We start from the raw sequence: 7,329 nt of genomic DNA on the forward strand, positions 1-7,329 counted from the left end.
AGTTAAGAAATCCTCTATCCGCGATGCATGATGGGAAGCATGCCCCGAAAACCCGTAGCGCGAGATGCAGTCCTCGATGCCTTTGAAGAACTCCTGATCGACGTGGGGGAGAGGGCCGCCACGCTGGATGCGGTGGCAAAACGGGCCGGCGTCTCCAAGGGTGGCCTGCTGTACCACTTCCCCAACAAGGAAGCGCTGATCACTGCCACTTTGGAGCGGTTGGACCGCTTGGCAGGAGAAGACCTCGCCGCCATGGCGGCTGCACCGGAGGGGGCCGCGGCCTACTTCATCCGGTCATCCCTCTGGTCCGATACCCCGATGGACCGTTCTTTTGTCGCCGTGACGCGACTCGCCGAGGTGGCCCACGAGGATGCCCGCCGCCGCTTCGCAGTCATCCAGCAGCAATGGCTGGACCTGATCGGCAAGGACGTGGGCTCTGCGATGGCAAAGGCCGTCCTGTACATGGGGGATGGGTTGTACTTCAACGCCATGTGGGAAAGCGGGCCGTCCGGAAACGCCGGCGACAGGCAGGCTCAGGTCGACGAACTCCTGGCCGCCGTCGAGAGGCTCAGAGGCTAGCCGGTATTTGCTCCTGAGCCTGCGGCGTAGGAGAATTAGTGCATGTGTGGGCCGTCACCGGCCACCAGGAAAACCCAAATGAATAGCCTTTGATCTGCGGCGGGAGAGTTCTGCCAGAAGGTACAAGCAGGCGCCGTAGGAGCAATACCTCCCCAGGAATCTCACAGGCCCATGTACCGCCGCGGCGAGGCAACTCTGGAAAGTAGCAGGCTGTCCGCCTGGCATCCGGTTCGCCGGATACCTGGACTGTTGTGCTCACCGACGGTGCAAGCGGGGCCAGCGGATGCCGGCAACGCGGAAACTCTCAGGTCCAATACAGAGCGGGGAGGAACCCGATTCGATGCGGCGTACCCTGATGCCGCCTTAGCTATGGAGTTCCCCGTGACTGTATCTCCGGCCCCCGCCTCTCCGGCTGTTGCCGCCCCGGCTGCTGCCACCTTCGTTGACCGGCACATCGGCGCACGCCGGCAGGCCGACGTCGACACCATGCTCAAGGCCGTGGGGTACGACACCGTGGACGCGCTGGTGGATACCGCCGTCCCCAAGGACATCCGCCAGGACTCCGCGCTGGAGCTGGCGGGCGCACTGAGCGAGGTGGAGGCGCTCGCCGAACTGCGCAGCCTGGCGGCCAAGAACAAGACCGCCGTGCAGATGATTGGCCAGGGCTACTACGACACCGTCACGCCGCCGGTGATCCGCCGCAATATCCTCGAGGGCCCGGCCTGGTACACCGCGTACACGCCGTACCAGCCGGAGATTTCCCAGGGCCGCCTGGAAGCGCTGCTGAACTTCCAGACCATGGTCCAGGACCTGGTGGGCCTGCCCATCGCCAACGCCTCCCTGCTGGATGAAGCCACGGCCGTGGCCGAGGCCGTGCTGATGATGCGCCGCGCGAATAAAAACAAAGAGGTGCGCGACGGCAAGACGGTGCTGGACGCCGACTGCCTGCCGCAGACCATCGCCATCGTGAAGGGCCGCGCCGAGGCACTCGGCTTCGAGGTTGAGGTGGCGGACCTCTCCACGGGATTGCCCGACGGCGCCATCAACGGCGTGGTCCTGCAGCAACCCGGGGCTTCCGGCCGGGTGTTTGACCACAGCGCCGTGATCGCCGATGCCAAGGAGCGCGGCGCCCTGGTAACCGTTGCGGCCGATCTGCTCGCGTTGACCCTCATTACGCCTCCCGGTGAGCAGGGCGCGGACATCGCCGTCGGCTCGGCACAGCGCTTCGGTGTCCCGCTGTTCTACGGCGGCCCGCACGCCGCCTACATGGCAGTCCAAAAGGGCCTTGAACGTTCAATGCCCGGCCGGCTGGTGGGCGTCTCGAAGGACTCCGCGGGAACTCCTGCCTACCGGCTGGCCCTGCAGACGCGCGAGCAGCACATCCGCCGCGAAAAGGCCACGTCGAACATCTGCACGGCGCAGGCCCTGCTGGCGATCGTCGCATCGATGTACGCCGTCTACCACGGACCCGAGGGGCTGAAGGCCATTGCGCACTCCGCCCACGGCCACGCGAGGGTCCTTGCCGCTTCGCTCAAGGCCGCCGGCCTTGAGGTACTGCACACCAGCTTCTTCGACACCGTCACGGTCTCCGTGCCCGGCAAGGCGGCGGGCATCATCGCCGCAGCAGAGGCCAGGGGAATCAACCTGCGCAGCATCGACGCGGATACCGTGGGCGTCTCCACCGATGAAACGACAACACCGGACATTGTCGACGGCGTCCTGGCCGCCTTTGGTGCCGGGCTGGCTGAGGTGGGGGACGGGTTCGGCCTGGATGCCGCCGTCGAGCGCTCCTCCGACTTCCTGCAGCACCCGGTGTTCAACACCTACCGTTCAGAGACCCAACTGCTGCGCTACATCCGCAAGCTCAGCGACCGGGACCTGGCGCTGGACCGCACCATGATCCCGTTGGGTTCCTGCACCATGAAGCTGAACGCCACGGCCGAGATGGAAGCCATCTCCTGGCCCGAGTTCGCCTCGATCCACCCCTTTGCTCCGGACTCCCAGACCGAAGGCTGGCGCGAACTGATCGGGGACCTGGAAGCGCAGCTCACCGAGATCACCGGGTACGACCAGGTGTCCATCCAGCCCAACGCCGGTTCCCAGGGCGAGCTCGCCGGCCTGCTGGCGATTCGCGGATACCACCACTCGCGCGGGGACCAGCAGCGCAATGTCTGCCTGATCCCGGCGTCGGCGCACGGCACCAACGCCGCTTCCGCCGTCCTCGCGGGCATGAAGGTTGTAGTGGTGGCTACCGCCGCTGACGGCACCATCGACCACGCCGACCTGTACGCCAAGATCGAGGCCAACAAGGACGCGCTGTCCTGCATCATGATCACCTACCCGTCAACGCACGGCGTGTATGACGCCGACGTGCGCGAAGTCTGCGACGCCATCCACGCCGCCGGCGGCCAGGTCTACATCGACGGCGCCAACCTCAACGCCCTCGTCGGGTTGGCCCAGCCGGGCCAGTTCGGCGGCGACGTCTCGCACCTGAACCTGCACAAGACGTTCTGCATCCCGCACGGCGGCGGAGGGCCCGGCGTCGGCCCTGTTGCTGCCAAGGCGCACCTGGCGCCCTTTATGCCCGGCAATGCGGCCACCTGGACCGAAGGCAACGATGTCCCCATCTCCGCCTCAAAGTACGGTTCCGCCGGCGTGCTCCCCATCTCCTGGGCGTACGTGAAGCTCATGGGCGGGCAGGGCCTCACCGAGGCCACCAAGTCCGCCTTGCTCGCTGCGAACTACATCGCGGCCCGCCTGAACGACTTCTTCCCGGTCCTGTACACCGGAGAAGGCGGGCTGGTAGCGCACGAGTGCATCCTGGACCTGCGCGAGCTCACGGCCAAGACCGGAGTCACCGCCGAGGATGTGGCCAAGCGCCTCATCGACTACGGCTTCCACGCCCCCACCCTGGCGTTCCCCGTTGCGGGCACCCTGATGGTGGAACCCACGGAATCCGAGGACCTTGGCGAGATCGACCGCTTCATTGAGGCCATGATCTCCATCCGGGCCGAAATCGACCAGGTGGCGCAGGGTGACTTCACCGTTACTGACAGCCCGCTGCGGAACGCTCCGCACACCGCAGCGGCTGCCATCAGCAGTGACTGGGACCGCGCCTACCCGCGCGAGCAGGCCGTGTTCCCGGTGAAGGCACTGAAGCAGGACAAGTACTTCCCGCCGGTGGGCCGCATCGACGGCGCGGCCGGCGACCGGAACCTGATCTGCTCCTGCCCGCCGCTTTCCGAGTTCGAGAACTAAGGGCCGCGCCGTGACTGAGAAATACACCGCCCTCTACGACGAGCACAAGAAACTGGGCGCGTCCTTCACCGACTTCGGCGGCTGGCAGATGCCCCTGAAGTACAGCTCCGAGCTTGCCGAGCACCACGCGGTGCGCCAGAGCGCAGGCCTGTTCGACCTTTCCCACATGGGCGAAGTCTGGGTTACCGGCCCGGACGCCGCAGCCTTCCTGGACTACGCCCTGGTGGGAAAGATTTCCGCCATGCCCGTGGGCAAGGCAAAGTACTCGCTGATCTGTGATGAGGACGGCGGCATCATTGACGACCTCATCACCTACCGCCGCCCTGCAGGTGAGGGCGCCCCAGAAGGCGGCAGCGACGCTTTCCTGGTGGTCCCCAACGCAGGGAACGCCGCAGTGGTTGCTGCCGCCCTTGCCGAGCGGGCCGCCGGATTCGACGCCAACGTCGAAGACGCTTCCGCCACCACCTCGCTGATCGCCGTCCAAGGCCCCAAGGCGCAGGAGCTGCTGCTGCGCCTCGTCCCGGCCGCGCAACACGAACTGGTGACGGAGTTGAAGTACTACGCCGCCGTGGTGGTACCGATCCTGGTGGGCGGCGCCGGTCTGGACCTCCTGCTCGCCCGCACGGGCTATACCGGCGAGGACGGGTTTGAAATCTTTGTGTCCAACGACGACGCCGCTGGCCTTTGGCAGGCACTCATCGCCATCGCGGACGACGGGGAGCTGAATCCGGCCGGCCTCGCCTCCCGCGATTCGCTCCGCCTTGAAGCAGGCATGCCCCTGTACGGCAACGAATTGTCCCTGCAGGGCGACCCCTTTGCCGCAGGGCTGGGACCCGTCGTCGCGCTCTCCAAGGAAGGCGACTTCGTGGGCAGGGCCGCGCTGGCAGCCAAAAAGGAAGCCGGCGCCGGCAGCACATCCGGCCGCAGGCTCGTTGGCCTCAAGGGCCTGGGGCGCCGCGCTGGCCGCGCCCACTACCCGGTCCTCAAGGACGGCAACATCGTTGGCGAAGTCACCTCCGGCCAGCCCAGCCCCACCCTTGGCTACCCGATCGCCATGGCCTACGTCGACGTCGAATTTACCGAGGTCGGCACTGCCCTGGAGGTTGATCTGCGCGGGAAGGCAGAGCCGTTCGAAGTAGTTGATCTCCCGTTCTACAAGCGCGCCAAGTAGTTCTCGCCCGGTGCAGTCGGGGCGCGGCGGACCGGACTTTTCACGCGTGCTGGCTCGTTCCTCGCCTCTGACGCACGCTTTCGAAAAGCCCGGCTCCGCCGCGCCCTCGCGGTCAGCACACCTGCGTGCTTGGGCCCAAGCCGTCAGGGTTCCCTGGCCGAGCTTGCGAGGTTAGGGAGACGGTGGGGAGCACGCTTTCGAAAAGTCCGGCTCCGCCGGCCCCTTGAGGGCAGCCACGCAAGGTCGGCGTATAAGCCCGTCGAAAGCCCAGGAGTGGGGGCGACGGGTCGAGGTGGTGGCGATCGATACCTGTACCCGGCACTTCGGTGACGGGTGTGTTTTTGCGGTGAAACTGTTGGCCTTCAAAACTGAAGCTGGCGCGGGAGGGGCCGCGGTATCCGGAAGCGTACGTCAGGGGCGAGGAACTGGGCCCACGCCGGCAGGGTTCCCTCGCCGAGCTTGCGAGGCTAGGGCGCCTGTGGGGCGCATGCAGAGGATGGTGGGGCCCCTCGACCCAACCCGGCGACGCTTAACTAGCACCACGAATTTCAAGAGCAAGGAAAGACAGATGGAATCGACGAAGTCTGTCCCGGATGTGTGCTCGCTCGTGACGGGTGAGGTGGTGGAGATCAATACTGGAGTTGTGGATGATCCTGCCCTTCTGTCCGCCCGGGAATACGCATCCAAAAACGGCGGGGTCCTGTAGGACTGCCGCTGCTTCCGGCGGGTCTACCTGCCGGACCAATGAGTTTTAGTGAGGAAACGGCCATGGCTGTTGGTGTCTTTGATCTTTTTTCCATCGGAATCGGGCCTTCGAGTTCGCATACCGTGGGGCCGATGCGGGCTGCCGCTGTGTTCGCGGAGGAGCTGAAATCCTCCGGCGCCCTGGACCGTGTGGCGTCGTTGCGGGTTGACCTGTATGGGTCGCTCGCGGCGACGGGTCACGGCCACGGCACCATGACCGCGATCCTGCTGGGGTTGGAGGGGTTTCATCCGGAGTTGATCCTGCCGGACGAGGTGGAGGAACGCCTGGCCGCGATCGCCGACTCCGGGATGCTGCAGCTGGCGGGTGCCGTTCCCCTGCCGTATGGGGTGAAGGACATGGTGTTGCGGCCGCTGACCATCCTGCCCCGGCACACCAACGGGATGACCTTCACGGTCTCCGACGCCGAGGGCAACGTCCTGCACACCGCCACGTTCTTCTCGGTAGGCGGCGGGTTTATTGTCCGGGAGGGTGAGGAGGACGCGGCGCAGCAGGAGCTGGACGAGTCCAAGAAGGAACTGCCGTTGCCGTTCCGGACGGCCGCTCCTGCACACCGCCACGTTCTTCTCGGTAGGCGGCGGGTTTATTGTCCGGGAGGGTGAGGAGGACGCGGCGCAGCAGGAGCTGGACGAGTCCAAGAAGGAACTGCCGTTGCCGTTCCGGACGGCCGCGGAATTGCTGGAGCACTGCCGGGTGACCGGGCTGGGCATCAGCGAGGTGATGCGGGTCAATGAGGAAGAGAGCCGCACTCCGGAGGAAATCCGTAAGGGCCTGCTGCACATTTACTCCGTGATGGAGGGCTGTGTGGCCACGTCGCTGAAGCGTGAAGGCGTGCTGCCGGGCGGGTTGAAGGTCCGGCGCCGTGCCCCTGACTGGTACGAGCGGCTCAAGAAGGAAAGTTCCCGGCCTGACGGTGAAGGCCAGGACGGGGACTTCCACGACCCGAAGTATTGGCAGGAGTGGGTTAACTTGATCGCCCTTGCGGTGAACGAGGAGAACGCCTCCGGCGGCAGGGTCGTCACCGCGCCGACCAACGGTGCTGCCGGGATCATCCCTGCGGTGCTGTACTACGCGCTGCACTTCGCGCCGGGGATGGAGAACGCGACGCAGGAGGACCGCGACGACGTGGTGGTGAAGTTCCTGCTCGCCGCCGGTGCCGTCGGGGTGCTGTACAAGGAGCAGGCGTCGATCTCGGGCGCTGAGGTGGGCTGCCAGGGCGAGGTGGGCTCGGCGTCGTCGATGGCCGCGGCCGGGCTGGCCGAGGTGATGGGCGGAACCCCTGCCCAGGTGGAAAACGCCGCGGAGATCGCGATGGAGCACAACCTGGGCCTGACCTGTGACCCGATCGGCGGGCTGGTACAGGTGCCCTGCATCGAACGCAACGCGATCGCCGCAGCGAAGGCGATCAACGCCGCGAAGATGGCGCTCTGGGGCGACGGCTCGCACCGGGTCTCCCTCGACGAGGTCATCGTGACCATGCGCGAGACCGGCAAGGACATGAGCTCCAAATACAAGGAAACGGCCATGGGCGGCCTCGCCGTCAACGTCGTCGAATGCT

The 7,329-nt window shown here is 66.0% G+C and carries 5 protein-coding genes, 1 pseudogene and 1 riboswitch; all 6 genes and pseudogenes read left to right on the forward strand.

Features of this window, described 5'->3' with window-relative positions:
• Positions 1-39 precede the first annotated feature (39 nt).
• Positions 40-579, forward strand: a complete 540-nt coding sequence (locus M8J71_RS00110) for a TetR/AcrR family transcriptional regulator (RefSeq protein WP_256246005.1) — start codon at positions 40-42, stop codon at positions 577-579.
• 90 nt (positions 580-669) lie between these two features.
• A riboswitch (glycine riboswitch) is annotated at positions 670-768 on the forward strand.
• Positions 769-948: 180 nt separating this feature from the next.
• Positions 949-3,837 (forward strand): aminomethyl-transferring glycine dehydrogenase, encoded by a 2,889-nt coding sequence (gcvP, locus tag M8J71_RS00115; RefSeq protein ID WP_256246006.1) that lies wholly within the window; start codon positions 949-951, stop codon positions 3,835-3,837.
• Positions 3,838-3,847: 10 nt separating this feature from the next.
• Entirely contained in the window at positions 3,848-5,008 is a 1,161-nt protein-coding gene (gene gcvT / locus M8J71_RS00120) for a glycine cleavage system aminomethyltransferase GcvT (RefSeq protein WP_256246007.1), read from the forward strand.
• Between the two features lie 568 nt (positions 5,009-5,576).
• Positions 5,577-5,714, forward strand: coding sequence for a hypothetical protein (locus tag M8J71_RS00125; RefSeq protein ID WP_374114785.1), 138 nt, complete (start codon positions 5,577-5,579; stop codon positions 5,712-5,714).
• Between the two features lie 62 nt (positions 5,715-5,776).
• Positions 5,777-6,193: pseudogene (locus tag M8J71_RS23780) on the forward strand (serine dehydratase beta chain); the annotation flags it as partial.
• 49 nt (positions 6,194-6,242) lie between these two features.
• Positions 6,243-7,329: L-serine ammonia-lyase (locus M8J71_RS00135; protein ID WP_441338908.1), on the forward strand; the 1,087-nt coding region annotated here is incomplete at its 3' end.

It is taken from the genome of Pseudarthrobacter sp. R1 (genome assembly GCF_024494415.1).
Taxonomy (GTDB): Bacteria; Actinomycetota; Actinomycetes; order Actinomycetales; family Micrococcaceae; genus Arthrobacter.